The sequence below is a fragment of the Flaviflexus sp. genome (assembly GCF_041440645.1).
In the GTDB taxonomy this organism is placed as follows: domain Bacteria; phylum Actinomycetota; class Actinomycetes; order Actinomycetales; family Actinomycetaceae; genus Flaviflexus.
In genome coordinates this window covers 1-13825 of sequence record NZ_JASDVN010000010.1, presented here as the reverse complement: position 1 = coordinate 13825, position 13825 = coordinate 1, and the positions used below count along the sequence as shown (strand labels likewise).

Below are 13825 nucleotides of genomic sequence, written 5' to 3'. Positions count from 1 at the left end.
TGGCTCTAGCCGCGGGCTAGGGCGCTACCGGTGGACTGGGAGAAGAAGTAACCGGCGCCGGGCTTGAGCTGAGCGTGGACAACGGTCTCCGGCTCGGGAACGGCGTTCGGTGGGATGCGGACAACGACCTGGTTCGAGCCATCGCCAGAACCGAACGGTTCCGCCTCGTTCTCGGAACCGACAATGTTGCCGTAAATGTAGGCGTCGGAACCGAGTTCCTCCACAAGGGTGACCTTGACGGGAATCGTGAACTCGGAGCTGTCGGAGGCCAGTTCGAGGTTCTCGGGACGGAAGCCCACAACGACCTTGCCGTGATCGTCCTCGGTGATTCCTGCGCGAACCGAATCCGGGAGCGGAATCGTGGCATTGCCGTGCACGGCGTTGTTGCCGCTGATCGTCCAGGTGCCGAGGTTCATGGCGGGGGAGCCGATGAAGCCAGCGACGAAGCGGTTGGCGGGAGCATCGTACATTTCCCTCGGGGTGCCCACCTGCTGGAGCAGACCATCCTTGAGAACGGCGATCCGGTCGCCCATGGTGAGCGCCTCGGTTTGGTCGTGAGTGACATAGACGGTGGTGATGCCAAGGCGGCGCTGGAGGGACGCGATCTGGGTACGGGTCTGGACGCGGAGTTTCGCATCGAGGTTGGAGAGCGGCTCGTCCATGAGGAACACCCGGGGCTGGCGCACGATGGCGCGGCCCATGGCAACGCGCTGGCGCTGACCACCGGAGAGTGCCTTTGGCTTACGGTCGAGGTACTCCTCGAGGTCAAGAATCTTTGCGGCCTCGAGAACGCGTTCCTTGATCTCTTCCTTCGGGGTGCCGGCAATCTTGAGGGCGAACCCCATGTTCTGCTCCACCGTCATGTGCGGGTACAGAGCGTAGTTTTGGAACACCATCGCGATGTCGCGATCCTTGGGGGTGATGTCGGTTACATCCTTGTCGCCGATGTAGATGCGACCGGAGTCGACCTCTTCGAGGCCGGCCAGCATCCGCAGTGATGTTGACTTGCCGCAACCGGAGGGGCCGACGAGTACGAGGAATTCACCGTCCTCGATTTCGAGGTTAAGCCCATCAACCGCCGGTCTGTCTGAACCGGGATAAATGCGCGTGGCATTGCTAAAAGTTACAGTGGCCATGAAATGGTCCCTTCACCGGCAGGTACGTGCCGGACGATCCGTTGTGAAGATGCCTGCGCCGGAGTCGACACTGACACGATTGCAAAAGTGAAGTGAAACAGCAGTGTTTCGGTCTCTACTCAAGCAACCTCCTTAATATTGCCGGTTCTTTGCTAGTAATTTCAAGTGAGAAGTCCCCCATGCCATACATCTCTCCGAGGAGAAACTCAGGTACCGTATTAGACGTGCAAGAACGTAGCGACATTGGCGGCTACCAGCTGGTTCAGAAAATCGGCTTTGGTGGCATGTCAACCGTATACGAGGCGCTTGATGGTGGCGGGGAACGCGTAGCTCTCAAGCTCCTCCATCCGTCGATCGCTGCCGACCCAAATGCGAGGGACCGGTTGCGGCGTGAGGTGCGGACGCTCCGCCAGGTCACCGGCCCCTACGTGGCCCAGGTGCTGGACGCGGAAACGGAAGATGAAGAGGCCTTCATCGTCACCGAACTCATCGACGGCCCCACCCTCTCCGTTGACGTGTCCGAGAACGGCGTCTTTGTCGGCAAGGACCTGGCCGATCTTGCGACCGAACTTGCCGAGGCGCTCCAGGCCATCCACTCGAAGGGCGTTCTGCACCGCGACCTCAAGCCCTCCAACGTCATGATGAGCCAGCGCGGCCCCGTGCTCATCGACTTCGGTATCGCCCAGATCGCCGAGGAGTCCAGGCTGACCATGACCGGCATGCTCGCCCACACCCCCGGATATGCTGCACCAGAAGTGCTCAATGGCGACGATCCGACGACGGGAGCGGACTGGTGGTCCTGGGCCGCGACGCTTGCTTACGCGGCTACCGGGCACGCCCCGTTTGGCACGGGCCAGAGCCCCAAAGTGACCCGCAAGGTCCACACCGGCGAATCGGACCTGACCGGTGCGGATCCGGTCGTTGCCTACGCGCTCGAGGCCGCACTCAACCCGCGACCCGATAGGCGCCCGAACCCGTCCGAAGTGATCGGCATGCTGAACGGCACGATCGCGGTCAGCGAGGAGGACCTCGCCCTCGGGCCGGCATACACATCCACGATTCCGCGCGAACCCACCCCACCAACCCAGGCGCAGATGCTGAACGGGAATTCCACGGAGCACGTGAGTGGCGAGTTCATGCAGCCACCGCCGTTCTACGCCCCGCAAGCACGCCACGCGGTCCAGTACCCACCGGGAGATCAACGCCCCATGGGCTTCCCCGTGAGCCAGCCGGTCGAGCAGCAGGGACCCCCTCAGCAGGAGGGTCCGCGTGACCAGCAGGCGACCGGCCAGCAACCCTCGATCCCACCCCAGCAGGTCCAGCAGGCCTCCCCGTACGATCACACCGGCTCCGCTGTGTTCCACCCGAGGCAGGACTCTGCCGTGGTGGCGCACGCTCGCCTCGATCCTCGGTTCTCAAGGAACCCGGCCCCGGTCCCGGACTGGCTGAAGCCGGCACCGAAGCGGCCCCTGCTGACTGTCATGATCTGGCTCGTCTACACGGTGTGGGCGGGAGTCCTCCCGGTCGTCATGATCGGTGTCTTCATCGTGTACATGGTCATCACGTCCGTCATTGGGGTGTCGCGCCAGAGCCTCATCCAGTCACGAATCGAACGCGGCGGGCGCTACCGCACGGAATCGTTCACGATCCTCAGCCGCCTCCCCATCTCCATCTTCGGAGGTGCCGCCCGCACCCTTGCGTCCGTGGGCTCCGGGGTCGTGCTTGGTGGAGCGCTTGCCTGGTTTGGCTACCAGGCGATGAGCCTCGACGAGATCGTGTGCGTTGCTGTCGGTGCGCTCATCGGCACGTGGGTTGCGTGGGCGTATCCCACGAGCGGCCCCTCGAGGGAGTCAACGAGATACCTGCTGTCCAGCATCGCCCCCTCGTCCGGGTACCGGATGTTCTGGGTCGTTCTCGGGGTTGCTCTCCTGTCCCTCGCCATCCCCATCTATCTCAACGGCCCCGGTCCCGACTGGGTGCCATTATCGCGTCCTTTCATTTTCAATTAGACTGACCACCATGACCATGCGTCTCCGCCTTCTCATCGCCACAGTGCCAGTGCTTGTGGCGGCTTTGACGGTGGGTGGGGAGTGCACCAGCGCCACGAACGCAGCCCTCTATCACCTGGGCCTCGTGCATTCTGATCCCGGATGTGCAAGCGGGGCCGCTCTCGGCCCGTCAACCTTCCAGATCGCAGGACTCACGCTCTTGGTGCTCGTTGGCATCTTGGCCAACTCGGTGGCAGTCAGGGAAGCGGCACGCGCCTACTTCCAGCGACTGTTCGGCACCGTCACGCCCCTGAGGCTTGTCGAGCCACTCCCTGTCACAACCGATTATTCGCGACACAACTGCTGGCGGGTCGTATCGAGCGCTGGGTCCAGAGACCCACCCACTGCATAGCGCCCGCATAGCGCCCACCAAGAAACTAGTGTTCCCGCAGGGACCCCATTACTTTTCGGGCAGGACCATGCCCACAGCAGTAAAACGTATCGCTTAGAAAGAATCACGATGGCCAATCACACCAAGGCAGACCGCAGGGCAGAAGCCCGAGAAAAAGCACGCAAGATCCAAGAGCAGGAAGCGAAGCGCGCCAAACGCAACAAGTTCATCACCATCGGTGTCATCATCGTCGCCATCGCCCTCGTTGGCGTAGCGATCTGGTCGATCGTCTCGAACGGCAACGCCGAAGACGCATCGGGCCGCCCCGACTACGATCCGATCGCAGTGCAGGTAGAGCCCGTCGTCAAGGACGGCACCGACATCACCACCGGCTACGCCATCTACGGTGAGGACGCAGAGCTCACAACCGACTCGCACCGCGTCGACATCTACTTCGACTACATGTGCACCTACTGTAACGACCTCGAGCAGTGGAACGGCGCCGACATCAACGACATCATGGCCGAAGGCGAAGCAGAGTTCGTGTACCACCCGGTCGCGATCCTGCAGAACGACTTCTCCGCCAAGGGTGCAGCAGCTTTCAAGTTCATTGCGGAGAACTCACCAGAGCACCTCGTTGCCTTTCACAAGAACGTCTTTGAGGACACCGACGCCGTTCTCAACGGTCGCTCCTCGGCCATTCCCGACTGGAACAGCATCCGCGAGGCAGCATCCGATGCTGGGGTGCCCTCCGACATCGTCGACCGCATCGAGGATGAGGCTGATCTCGAGTGGGCAGAGACTGTAACCCTTGAGTTCCTCCAGGACTACCGCGGCACCCCCACGGTTCTCGTCGATGGTCAGGAGACCACCGCATGGGCGAACCGCGACTTCAAGGGAATGCTTGGACTCGCAGAGCCCAAGGCATCCACCGAGGAATAGAAATCACAGCATGCGGGTTGGCTTTGTCTAGAACGAATCTGGCAGAATAAACCCGCGCCACCTTAGCTCAGCTGGTAGAGCACCCGCCTTGTAAGCGGACGGTCGTCGGTTCGAATCCGACAGGTGGCTCCGCAAGGCCCCGGCAATTCGCCACAAGCGAGCTCGGGGCCTTGTCTTATGCCCACCGGCGATCGACTGAACGTAGTGACGGCTCGTGGACTCGTGGAGGAGAACTCGACCGGGCAGGCGGAAGCAAGGCGGCAGCGAAAAGCACGTGGTGCCAATGCGTGAGCCCGCTGCCGTGAGTCGTGGAATGCACCTATGATCGCGAATCAAAAAGCGCCACCGAATCTCACCATAGCTGTAGTGGCCACTAACGAGTTTGGATTGGGTTGGCATGCTCGCACAATAAGTACCCGTGAATAGTCATGAGGGGCGTCCTTGAAGCAGGGCGCCCCTCATGTTGGGTGTGGCCCGATCCAAGAGTACAGCGTGTGAACGGAAAAGTACGAGGCCCAGTTCCACAATGTGATCAAGCATGAAAAATGGACACAGCTCGAAAAGTGGTGCGGCAGGGTTCGAAATGAATAGTTATGACAGATTGTCTGATAATCGCCATGTGAACAGAATGTTCTTTGCTTCTCCAATGCATATTCTTAATCGTGGCATAACATCCCGTGTGCTAATCCACCCGAATGTATTGAAGATGTGTTCTTGGACCCCAGGTTGCTCCGTTGAACTTGATCGGATGCGGGTCAGGTGCGGGGCCTTGGGGCGAAGCCGTGGCATGTGGGGAGCCTGGACATGACTGCGCCCCCGGGGCATTGAAGCTCCGAGGGCGCATCTGTCGCGGTGATCAGCCGGTGTTCCTCATGCCGGCGGCAATACCGTTGATCGTGGTCAGGAGGGCTCGTTTCAGATCCTCGCCGGCCTCTTCCTCTCCGAGTTCGCGGATGCGGGTGAGGAGATTGACCTGCATGTAGCTAATCGGATGCAGGTACTGGTCGCGAACCTCGAGGGTGCGCTTGAGGACCGGGTTCGAATCGAGCAGTTCCTTCTCGCCCGTCAGGAGTGCGATCTCCTCGAGGGTGATGGTGAACTCCTCCTGGATGAGGTCGAACAGGTGCCAGAGACGCTCGGGTGCGAGCGAGCGGACGTAGTGGGAGGCAATGCCCATGTCGGTCTTCTTGGTCGTCATCTCCACGTTGGAGATGACGGTGCGGAAGAAGTGCCAGGTCTTGTACATTTCCCGCACCTCGTCCTCGTGGCCGGCCTCGCGGGCGGCACGAAGGGCGCTACCAACACCGAACCAGCCGGGAACGATCTGGCGGGACTGGGTCCACCCAAACACCCACGGGATCGCACGCAGACCATCGAGACCCTTGTCGGCGGTCGTGCGCTTCGAGGGGCGCGAACCGATGTTGAGCATGCCGAGCTGCTCCACCGGGGTGGTGGTCACAAAGTACTCGGGCAGATCCGGGTCGTCGATCAACTGGCGGTAGCGGTGGAATGCTGCGTCCGACATCTCCTCCATGAGTTCATCGCGGTGCACCTGCACCTCGGTTGCGGAGCGGGCAACCTTGTGGAGGGAGGAGCCTTCGAGAACGGCGGCCACGGTGAGCTCAAGGTTCTCGCGAGCGAGTTCGGGGTGGAGGTACTTGTCGGAGATGACCTCACCCTGCTCGGTGAACTTGATGGCACCATCGAGAACGCCGTAGGGCTGGGACAGGATCGACTCGTAGGTGGGGCCGCCACCACGGCCAACGGAACCACCACGACCGTGGAAGAGGCGAAGGTCGATGTCGTGCTTGGCGCAGACGTCGCGGAGGCGGCGCTGAGCCTGGTGGATCTCCCACTGGGAGGTGAGCACGCCCGAGTCCTTGTTGGAGTCGGAGTAGCCGAGCATGACCTCCTGGACGTTGCCGCGCATGCGGACGATCTCGCGGTACGAGGGGTCGGAGAAAAGGCGCTCGAGGATCTCTCCCGCCATCTGCAGCTCGTGGACCTCCTCGAGGAGGGGAACGAAGCCAATGTCGGCGCGACCCTCGGAGGTGCCGTTCGGCATCTCGATGAGACCGGCCTCGCGGGCGATGACGGCGGCGGCAAGAATGTCGTGCGCACCGTGCGTCATGGACACGATGTAGGTCTGGGCAATGTCGGTGCCGTAGATCTTCTGTGCCTTCGCAACCTCCGCGAACGTTGCGTACGTGTTCCGTGCAGAGTCGGTCAGGCCAAGTGTGCCGTTGTGCAGGCCGGGGCCTGCGAGGGGACGCTTGGAGGCAAGCTCCTTGCCAAGCTGGACAGTGCGCTGCTCGTTGTCCATGTCCCCGTAGGAGATTTCACCATCGCCCACGCGGTCGTACAGCTGCTCGAGAAGCTGGTGATGCTTCGCTGAGTGCTCACGCACGTCGATGGCGGCAAGGGTGAGGCCGATGCCGCCCAGGGTGCGGCGCAGGTCGCCAGCAAGACCGGTGGCAACGAGCGGGGACCCGATGCGCTCGAGGGCGTCAATGAGGAGCGCGAGATCCTCGCGTACTTCCTGGGTGTTGGCGTAGTCGTGTCCCGGCACGTGAGCATCACCGGAGTTGATGCGTTCACGGGTGTTGAGGTACTTGCCCTTCATGAGTTCGATCTTCAGGCGGAAGGGTTCCTCGCGGAACAGGTCCACCACGAAGGAGGGGAACTTGGGGAGGGCCTCGAGGTCAGCATCGATCGACTTCTGCAGTTCCTCGTCCGCCTGAACCAGGTTCGTGGAGATGGACAGGACTTGGGAACCGGCGTCCAGCTTCTCCAGTGCCACGTCGATGGCCTCATTCGCCTGCATGTTCAGAATCTCTGCCGTGACCTCGGGGGTAACGAACGGGTTGCCGTCGCGGTCACCCCCGATCCAGGAGAAGAGGCGGAGGGGCTCAACGGAGGGGCTGAGGTCGACGCCAGCGGCCTCGAGTTCAGCATTGAGCAGAGCAACAGTTCCGGGAAGGGCGTCTGTGTAGAGCGACTTGAGGTAGTAGAGGAGGTTGCGTGCCTCATCGACCGGGGTAGGTGCGGTCTTGCGCAGCTCATCGGTCTGCCACAGGAGCTCGATGACCTCAGCGAGGTCGCGATCCTGGCGGCGGCGCGCCGCCGTGCCCTCCTCGGTGTCCTGGGACAGGACCTGGAACAGCCTGCGGAGCTTCGTCAGAACGGCGCGACGGGATGCCTCGGTGGGGTGCGCGGTGAAGACCAGGCGAATGTCGAGGGTTGAGGCGATGCGGTCAAGCTCTTCGGTGCCCAGGGAGTTGGTGATGCGGGAAACTGCCCGCGGGATCCAATCCTCGGATTCCGGACGACTGTTGCGTGTACGGGAGCGCTGGTTCTGCTCCGCCGTGTTGGCGAGCTGGAAGTAGAGGGTGAAGGCGCGAACGAGGTTGGTGACTCGCTCCATGGGAAGGTCGCGCAGTTCCTCTTCCATCTTCTTGAAGACGGGAATGCGGTCGTCTGACTGCTGAGCTTCCTTCGCAAGCTGGCGAATGCGCTCAACCTGATCGAGGAGATCGTCGCCCTTTTGTTCGGCGAGGATCTGACCCAGCATGCCAGCAAGACGACGGACGTCAGCGCGTAGCGCCGCGTCCTTGTCTGCACGAACATCCTGTTCAATATTTTCTGACACGTGTCCTCCTCTGTGTGTGGACAATCGACACTCTAAACCACAAGGTGCCAACTACGCGCCCCTGTCCGACCGTGCTTTAGGACATATGTCCCATTGATTTATACCCCCAAGGGGTATAAATTTACCTTGGAATACCCGCAGGGGGTATCCGGACCGAAAGGGTAAAAATGACCGCCACGGAATTTGATGTCACGGGAATGACTTGCGGACACTGCGAGATGAGCGTGCGCGAGGAAGTTATGGAAATTGCTGGTGTTGAGTCCGTTGAGGTTTCGCACGAGACCGGCAAGCTTGTCGTCAACTCCTCGGCAGAGATCTCCGATGCTGACGTGATCGCAGCCGTTGACGAGGCCGGCTACACCGCAGTCCGCGCGTAACTATCGTTGACCCCACGCGGGGCTCAGCTTCCTTTCCGCTCCTAGATAAAGAGGTCTTCATGACGAACAATCTCATCGACACCGACTCGATTGAACTCGAGGTCGGCGGCATGACGTGCGCTTCGTGCGCGAATCGAGTGGAAAGGAAGCTGAACAAGCTTGACGGCGTCAGCGCCACCGTCAACTACGCGACCGAGAAGGCTCGGGTTGACATGCCGGTGGGCTACGACCCCGTCAAACTCATTGAACAGATCGAGGCGGCCGGGTACACGGCCACACTACCGGAGCCTCCCAAGGAGGAGCCTGGCGCGGCCGATGAGGAGCCGGTCGACCGCGAACTGGAAGGACTGCGCCAGCGAGTGATCGGCGCGGTCGTCCTGGCCGTCCCGGTCATCATCCTCTCCATGATTCCTGCCCTCCAGTTCACCAACTGGCAGTGGCTTGCCCTCACCCTGACCGCACCCGTAGTCGTGTGGTGTGGTTACCCGTTCCACAAGGCCGCGTGGACCAACCTCAAGCACGGCGCCACGACGATGGATACCCTGATCTCTCTCGGTACCCTCGCCGCTTTCCTGTGGTCGCTGTACGCACTCTTCTTCGGAACCGCAGGTCATCCGGGTATGACTCACGGTTTCGAGCTCACTCCGAACCAGCACTCCGGCGAGGGCAACATCTACCTCGAGGTTGCCGCCGGCGTCATCATGTTCGTTCTGCTCGGTCGCTACTTCGAGAAGAAGTCGAAGCGCGAAGCCGGTAGCGCCATGAGAGCGCTCATGGACATGGGTGCCAAAGACGTCGCCGTCTTGAAGAACGGCACAGAGGTCCGCGTCCCCATTTCCCAGCTCAAGGTTGGCGACGAGTTCGTTGTTCGCCCCGGAGAGAAGATCGCAACCGACGGCGAGGTCATGTCGGGAGCCTCCGCGGTCGATGCCTCGATGCTGACCGGCGAATCGGTTCCCGTCGAGGTCGGTGTGGGTGACTCCGTCACCGGTGCCACCGTCAACGCTGGCGGCAGGCTCGTTGTTCGTGCCACCCGCGTCGGATCCGACACCCAGCTGGCCCAGATGGCGAAGCTGGTGGAGGATGCACAGACCGGCAAGGCTGATGTTCAGCGCCTCGCGGATCGCATCTCCGGGATCTTCGTTCCCGTTGTTATCGTCATCTCGATCGTCACCCTCATTAGCTGGCTCGTCACAGGCCACAGCGCCAACATGTCCTTTACCGCAGCCGTCGCCGTTCTCATCATTGCCTGCCCGTGTGCCCTTGGCCTTGCCACCCCGATGGCGCTCCTGGTCGGTACGGGCCGCGGCGCACAGCTCGGCATCCTCATCAAGGGCCCCGAGGTTCTCGAGCAGACCAAGAGCGTTGACACGATCGTTCTCGACAAGACCGGCACCGTCACCACGGGCGTCATGACTCTCGAGAAGGTCGAGGTCGCAGGAACCGACGAAAAGACCGTACTTGAGTACGCGGGAAGCCTCGAGGATGCCTCCGAGCATCCCATTGCCAAGGCCATTGCCGATGGTGCGAAGGTTCAGATAGGCAGCCTCAAGGACGTTGAGAACTTCGCCAACCGCGAGGGTCACGGCGTGACCGGCGTGGTCGATGGTCACGAGATCATGGTGGGCAAGCCCGCCATGCTCGCCGAGGCAGGAATGCCGCTCGGCGCTCTCGAGGCACCCTTCACTGAGGCCCAGGCCGAAGGCAAGACCGTTGTGGCCGCAGGCTGGGACGGTCAGGTACGAGGAGTCTTCGTTGTTGCCGACCAGGTCAAGGCCACCTCGAAGGAAGCGGTCGCCCAGTTCAAGGAACTCGGACTCCACACGGTGCTCCTTACGGGAGACAACGACAAGGTCGCCCAGCACATCGCATCCGACGTCGGCATCGACCACGTCATATCCGAGGTTCTGCCCGAGGACAAGGTCGCGGTCGTCAAGGAACTGCAGGACCAGGGCAAGGTGGTCGCCATGGTTGGTGACGGCGTCAACGACGCACCCGCCCTCGTCCAAGCCGACCTTGGCCTCGCCATGGGAACCGGCACGGACGTTGCCCTCGAGGCTGCAGACATCGCACTCATCCGAGGTGACCTGCGGAGCGCAGCCGACGCCATCAGGCTCTCTCGCAAGACCCTCTCAACCATTAAGGGCAACCTGTTCTGGGCATTCGCCTACAACACCGTTGCCATCCCGTTCGCGGCACTCGGCATGCTCAACCCGATGCTGGCAGGAGCCGCCATGGCCTTCTCCTCAGTCTTCGTTGTGTCCAACTCGCTGAGGCTCAAGGGATTCAAGTCACGAGCAAACGAGGAGGTGACGGCATGAGTCACGACACCGCCGCGATCAACGCGGAAGAAGCCGCCGAAGAAACGACAGTGCAAGGTGAGGCCGGTTCCCAGGAGGACACTAACTGCCACGAGCACAAGCACGGGTACAGCGACGATAAGAAGAAGTACCTGGCACGGCTACGCCGAATCGAAGGACAGGCCCGCGGCATCCACCGCATGATCGATGAGGACGTGTACTGCATCGACATCCTCACCCAGATCTCGGCCCTAACGAGCGCACTCGAAAACGTCGGCCTCTCCCTCCTCAAGGACCACCTCGACCACTGCGTGGTCGATGCGGCCCGCAAGGGAGGAAAGGAAGCGGACGAGAAGATCGACGAGGCCATGGCCGCGATCACGAGGCTCGTGAAGTCCTAACAACTAGGAAGCCAGGTCCTAACCACTAAGAAACAGGGCGCGAAGAACTCAAGAACGTAAGAACCAATGAACGAGGTGGTGGAGCGGGCGCGACAGTGCCGGCACCACCACCTCGTCATCTGTACAGGCCAACTGTTGACGACAGGGCTACGTGCCTCTGTGTTTCCTAGCGCTGGCAGCCGGGGCACCAGAAGAGGCGCCTACCCGCCATCGCCATCTCAGCAATGGTGTTCCCACACCGCCAGCAGGCTCTACCGCTGCGCTGATAGACCGCGAACCGGCGATCCTGCTCATCAATCGGATCCAAAGGGATGTACTCGGGAGGATTGGTCAGGATGATGCCGTCGCGTACGCCCTCGCTCATGGCGCTCACCAGGTCATCCCACAGGAGGCCAAGGCGGTGCTCCGAAACTCGGTTGCCGGGGCGGAGCGGGCTGATCCCGACCCGGAACAGGCAGTCGGCGCGGTAGATGTTGCCGGGGCCGGCAGTGACGGCCTGGTCCATGACGAGCTGACCGACCGGGACTTTGCGCTTACGGACGAGACTGATGAAGCGCTCGCGGTCGCCGGGATTGTTGCGTAGCGGGTCGGGACCCAGCCGCTTGAGGACTGCTCTGACCTCGCTACCCGAGAGGACCTGGCACTGGTTCGGGCCGGTGAGGTCGGCTATGCCGTGGGGCTGAGCAAAGCGAACGCGCACGGTGTCCTTGGGCGTGGGAGGCTCCCATTCGGCAACGCGGCGCTCGTCTGCTCCTTCCGAGAGTTGCTCGCGCTCACCAATGCGCCTGCGTGGTGCGCCAATGGTGTGGACGGCGATGAACTCGCCATCCCCATCAAACGACCACGAGCCGTAGAGACCTAGGTGAACGTGAAGCCAGTCCGGACCATCCTCGCCGAGGGTGACCTCCGTCGGTTCCGGCGCGAACGGCATGAAGAAGTGCTTGCCCCAGGCCTCGGCGGAAAGTGCGATCTGACCGTTGAGTTTGGCGGCTCCTTGAGAGAATCGTCCCTGCGGTGAGGTGATGGTTGGTCTGTGCCCGGAGAACAGCTCCGTCAACGCTCCCGCTAGTCGGTGAACTGTATGCCCCTCAGGCATTGATTCTCCTTTGCGCCTCTTTTTCCACAAAACAGGGGCAAATCGTGCATAAATCTGCGCAACCGGGGCAATAGGCCCAGTGAGATTCACCCACTGCGTGGTATTCTCAGGAAAGATCCGTAACTAATAAGGGAGGGTATCATGCCAGCGTCCCACGATCATGGCCCGCGCCCGATGGCAGAGGCTTTGAGCGAAGCCGCGCCTCTCACGCGCCAGCAGCGCAGGCTTCTGGACACGTTGGTGGACATGGGGCGTGCGGTGACCGTTGTCGAATTGGCCAACGAGGTAGATTCCCACCCCAACACGGTGCGTGAGCATCTCGCTGTTCTTGAAGAGCACGGTCTCGTCACCGCCACCTCAATGCCCAGTCAGGGCAGGGGTCGTCCCCGCAAGGAGTACCGGGCCACCTCGGGTTCGCAGGGCGCGCCCGCACGCCACCTCGTGGGACTCATCAACGCGGCACTGCGTAGCTTCCCCGATGAGACGGCACGTTCTGATGGTTATCGCTGGGGTCAGACCTGGGGTGATGACATCGTTGAAAGCGGACTGCTCAACACGCGTGAGGGGGCGGTTGAGGCCGTCACGTCCCTCATGGCGGACATGGGGTTTGCGCCCAGGGCCTCTCTTCGATCCCCGTCCTGTCTTCAGCTCACCCAGTGCCCGCTCCTGACCGAGGGGCAGGAGATCCCGAAGGGACTGTGCGACATTCACCAGGGCATGCTCGATCAGGTCCTGAAGAAGGAGAAGGTCGGCGCATCGGCCTTCGTTGAGCCCTTCGCCGAACCGAACGCCTGCCGACTCACGGTCGCGGAGCACCAGAGGCGATAGCTTAAGCTTCCGCACAGGCTGGGGCGTGACACGAGCCAGGTAGCGGAATGTCGCGGCCGGGTTTGTTGTTCTAGAGCACTCGCCAATCAACAGGTGCCGCTCCCTGGCTTTCAAGCAGTTCGTTGGCTCTGCTGAAGGGTTTGGATCCGAAGAACCCACGTGATGCTGAGAGCGGGGATGGGTGCGGCGAAGCAATGATTGGAGTATCCCCCAGCAGGGGAGCGAGCTCCTGTGCCTGCTTGCCCCAAAGAATGGCGACCAGGGGACCGCCCCTGCCAGCCAGCTGCGAGATCGCGTGGGAGGTGATGGCCTCCCAGCCCTTGCCGCGGTGGGACCCTGCGCTACCGGGATGAACGGTGAGGACCCTGTTGAGGAGCATGACTCCCTCGTTCTGCCACGACGTCAGATCGCCCGTGGCCGCGGGTGGGATACCAAGGTCGCTTTCGAGTTCCTTATAGATGTTGGCAAGGGAGCGGGGGAGCGGGCGAACGTCGCGTTCCACGGAGAAGGAAAGGCCCACGGCGTGGCCCGGGGTGGGGTAGGGATCCTGCCCCACGATGAGAACCTTCACCTGTGACATCGGGGTGGTGAAGGCCCGCAACACGTTCTTTCCGGCGGGAAGATAGCTGCGCTTGTGTGCAAGTTCGTCCCGGAGGAAATCAGGCTCTTCATAATTGGGGGTGTAGTTTGTTTTGGAATCCGCCGCTGCCCAGGAGG

Annotated in this window: 11 protein-coding genes and 1 tRNA gene; 8 read left to right on the top strand and 4 right to left on the bottom strand. The window is 61.8% G+C overall.

Features of this window, described 5'->3' with window-relative positions:
* Positions 1 to 5: 5 nt before the first annotated feature.
* Complete coding sequence (locus tag QMB98_RS01295) at positions 6 to 1136, bottom strand: ABC transporter ATP-binding protein (RefSeq protein ID WP_371683824.1); 1131 nt, start codon at positions 1134 to 1136, stop codon at positions 6 to 8.
* 224 nt (positions 1137 to 1360) lie between these two features.
* Between QMB98_RS01295 and QMB98_RS01290 the strand changes: the two genes are divergently transcribed.
* From QMB98_RS01290 to QMB98_RS01275, 4 genes are all read left to right on the top strand, one after another.
* A complete protein-coding gene (locus tag QMB98_RS01290) occupies positions 1361 to 3145 on the top strand; it encodes a protein kinase (RefSeq protein WP_371683823.1) in 1785 nt (594 codons plus the stop codon).
* 10 nt (positions 3146 to 3155) lie between these two features.
* A complete protein-coding gene (locus tag QMB98_RS01285) occupies positions 3156 to 3536 on the top strand; it encodes a hypothetical protein (protein ID WP_371683822.1) in 381 nt (126 codons plus the stop codon).
* 108 nt (positions 3537 to 3644) lie between these two features.
* Complete coding sequence (locus QMB98_RS01280; protein ID WP_371683821.1) at positions 3645 to 4457, top strand: DsbA family protein; 813 nt, start codon at positions 3645 to 3647, stop codon at positions 4455 to 4457.
* A gap of 56 nt (positions 4458 to 4513) precedes the next feature.
* Positions 4514 to 4586: transfer RNA gene (locus QMB98_RS01275), tRNA-Thr, on the top strand.
* 727 nt (positions 4587 to 5313) lie between these two features.
* Here the strand turns inward: QMB98_RS01275 and ppc are convergent.
* Positions 5314 to 8106 carry a phosphoenolpyruvate carboxylase gene (gene ppc / locus QMB98_RS01270; RefSeq protein ID WP_371683820.1) on the bottom strand — a complete coding sequence of 931 codons (2793 nt, stop codon included), beginning with the start codon at positions 8104 to 8106 and terminating at the stop codon, positions 5314 to 5316.
* A gap of 167 nt (positions 8107 to 8273) precedes the next feature.
* Between ppc and QMB98_RS01265 the strand changes: the two genes are divergently transcribed.
* From QMB98_RS01265 to QMB98_RS01255, 3 genes are read left to right on the top strand one after another with little or no spacing between them, the layout of a single operon-like run.
* Positions 8274 to 8483, top strand: coding sequence for a heavy-metal-associated domain-containing protein (locus QMB98_RS01265; protein ID WP_371683819.1), 210 nt, complete (start codon positions 8274 to 8276; stop codon positions 8481 to 8483).
* A gap of 59 nt (positions 8484 to 8542) precedes the next feature.
* Positions 8543 to 10804 (top strand): heavy metal translocating P-type ATPase, encoded by a 2262-nt coding sequence (locus tag QMB98_RS01260; RefSeq protein ID WP_371683818.1) that lies wholly within the window; start codon positions 8543 to 8545, stop codon positions 10802 to 10804.
* A 50-nt stretch (positions 10805 to 10854) separates the two neighbouring features.
* Complete coding sequence (locus tag QMB98_RS01255; protein ID WP_371683845.1) at positions 10855 to 11184, top strand: metal-sensitive transcriptional regulator; 330 nt, start codon at positions 10855 to 10857, stop codon at positions 11182 to 11184.
* 166 nt (positions 11185 to 11350) lie between these two features.
* Here the strand turns inward: QMB98_RS01255 and QMB98_RS01250 are convergent, their stop codons facing one another.
* Complete coding sequence (locus tag QMB98_RS01250; protein WP_371683817.1) at positions 11351 to 12280, bottom strand: Fpg/Nei family DNA glycosylase; 930 nt, start codon at positions 12278 to 12280, stop codon at positions 11351 to 11353.
* 141 nt (positions 12281 to 12421) lie between these two features.
* Here QMB98_RS01250 and QMB98_RS01245 point away from each other — a divergent pair, with 141 nt between their 5' ends.
* A complete protein-coding gene (locus QMB98_RS01245; RefSeq protein WP_371683816.1) occupies positions 12422 to 13108 on the top strand; it encodes a helix-turn-helix transcriptional regulator in 687 nt (228 codons plus the stop codon).
* Positions 13109 to 13178: 70 nt separating this feature from the next.
* Here the strand turns inward: QMB98_RS01245 and QMB98_RS01240 are convergent.
* On the bottom strand, positions 13179 to 13825 hold a 647-nt coding region (locus QMB98_RS01240; protein ID WP_371683815.1), incomplete at its 5' end, for a uracil-DNA glycosylase.

Excerpts from the sequence above, each read along its gene's own strand:
- QMB98_RS01295 (WP_371683824.1), bottom strand. The coding sequence starts at position 1,136 with ATGGCCACTGTAACTTTTAGCAATGCCACGCGCATTTATCCCGGTTCA.
- QMB98_RS01285 (WP_371683822.1), top strand. The coding sequence starts at position 3,156 with ATGACCATGCGTCTCCGCCTTCTCATCGCCACAGTGCCAGTGCTTGTG.
- QMB98_RS01280 (WP_371683821.1), top strand. The coding sequence starts at position 3,645 with ATGGCCAATCACACCAAGGCAGACCGCAGGGCAGAAGCCCGAGAAAAA.
- QMB98_RS01265 (WP_371683819.1), top strand. The coding sequence starts at position 8,274 with ATGACCGCCACGGAATTTGATGTCACGGGAATGACTTGCGGACACTGC.
- QMB98_RS01260 (WP_371683818.1), top strand. The coding sequence starts at position 8,543 with ATGACGAACAATCTCATCGACACCGACTCGATTGAACTCGAGGTCGGC.
- QMB98_RS01250 (WP_371683817.1), bottom strand. The coding sequence starts at position 12,280 with ATGCCTGAGGGGCATACAGTTCACCGACTAGCGGGAGCGTTGACGGAG.
- QMB98_RS01245 (WP_371683816.1), top strand. The coding sequence starts at position 12,422 with ATGCCAGCGTCCCACGATCATGGCCCGCGCCCGATGGCAGAGGCTTTG.